Below are 1,335 nucleotides of genomic sequence, written 5' to 3' on the forward strand. Positions count from 1 at the left end.
ACTCGGCAATCGGCCGGCGGCTTCCCGCCGGCCCGCCGACGTCAGTTGACCTGCAGCTGGCCGCCGCGGCCCAGCCCGCCCTTCACGTCCTGCGCCTTGTAGCTGCGCAGCGCGACGACCATCTTGTTGTACGCATCGATGAACGCGACGACCGTCGCCTTGCCTTCCGGCGTCGCCGAGAACCCCGCGAGCGCACCGCCCACGCCGCCGCCGAAGCCGCCCAGCGCCGCGCCGTAGTTGGTCGCCGTCGAGCTGCCTTCCGCCGCCGCGATCTGCACCGCCGAGCGCACGTCGAACAGCGTCAGCGTCACCACCGACGCCTTCGTCTGCAGGTGGCCCGCCACCGCCGCCACCGCGCTGTTGCCGATCAGCCCGCCGATCATGCTGCCGATCCCGCCGATCGGCGAGTCGTTGATCACGATCTGCGGCTCCATGTAGTAGTCGGCCGCGACCCGCTGCCCCTTCTGCTGCTTCGAGCCCGCGCGGTATTCGCCCGAGTTGCGCTGCAGTTGCGTGATGCGCGACAGGCGCGCGTCGCTCTTCTGGTTGCCGATCGACGTGATCACGAAGCAGTTCGACTGCTGCACCGCCAGGCGCAGCAGCGGGTCGATCGTCGTCATCTTGGTCGCGCTGCCGAACGGGCCCCACCAGTCGGCGTTGCGGCCGTCGTCCACCGCGATCGTGCCCAGCGGCGACGTGCAGCGCTGCAGTTGCGAATCGGCGCCGGCGCTCGCGCCGCCTGCCGCCGCGCCCGTCACGCCGGCGTTCTGCCCGCCGGGCGTCACCACGCCGCCGCACCCCGCGACGGACGCGCCAAGCGCTGCAACCAGCGCACCTTGAACGAGACGTTGGGAAAGATTGGTCTTCATGTCGTTGTCGATCGATTAGAGTCGTTGTTCGGCTTATGTGTTCGTGCGAACTTCGATAAGCCCCCCGGCGTAGCGCGCGATGGTGGTCTCCCCGCGGCTGCCCCCGTTGCTCGATGCCCGGTCAGTAATACCAGTACGTCTGCTGCCAGACGCCGTAGTACGGATAGCCCGAGTACCAGTAGCCGTAATAGACGTCACGCCATTGCGTGCGCCATTTCCAGTCTTCTTCGTCTTCTTTCTTCGCCTTGCGGGCGAGGTCGAGCAGTTTTTTCGATTCCTTGTCGCCGCGGCCGGCCGCGATCGACAGCCACTTCTCCGCTTCGCGCGCATCCGAGCCCATTTCCTCGAGGCCGAACAGGTAGAAACTGCCGAGCGCCTTCTGCGCGTTCAGGTCGCCGCGTTCGGCGGCCTCGCGCATCCACTTGAGCGCCTGGTAGCTGTCCTGGCGCACGCCGTCGCCGCGGAA

General features: G+C 67.9%; 1 protein-coding gene and 1 pseudogene. Both read right to left on the minus strand.

Features of this window, described 5'->3' with window-relative positions:
• Nucleotides 1–41: 41 nt before the first annotated feature.
• On the minus strand, nucleotides 42–869 hold the full coding sequence (locus tag WS95_RS20240) for a hypothetical protein (protein WP_034205621.1): 828 nt from the start codon (nucleotides 867–869) through the stop codon (nucleotides 42–44).
• 121 nt (nucleotides 870–990) lie between these two features.
• Nucleotides 991–1,335 (minus strand): annotated as a pseudogene (locus WS95_RS20245) (SEL1-like repeat protein); the annotation flags it as partial.

It is taken from the genome of Burkholderia sp. MSMB1826, from assembly GCF_001526325.1.
Classification (GTDB): domain Bacteria; phylum Pseudomonadota; class Gammaproteobacteria; order Burkholderiales; family Burkholderiaceae; genus Burkholderia.

Bases quoted from the DNA above. Each gene is read 5' to 3' on its own strand.
- WS95_RS20240 (WP_034205621.1), bottom strand. From the start codon at position 869: ATGAAGACCAATCTTTCCCAACGTCTCGTTCAAGGTGCGCTGGTTGCA.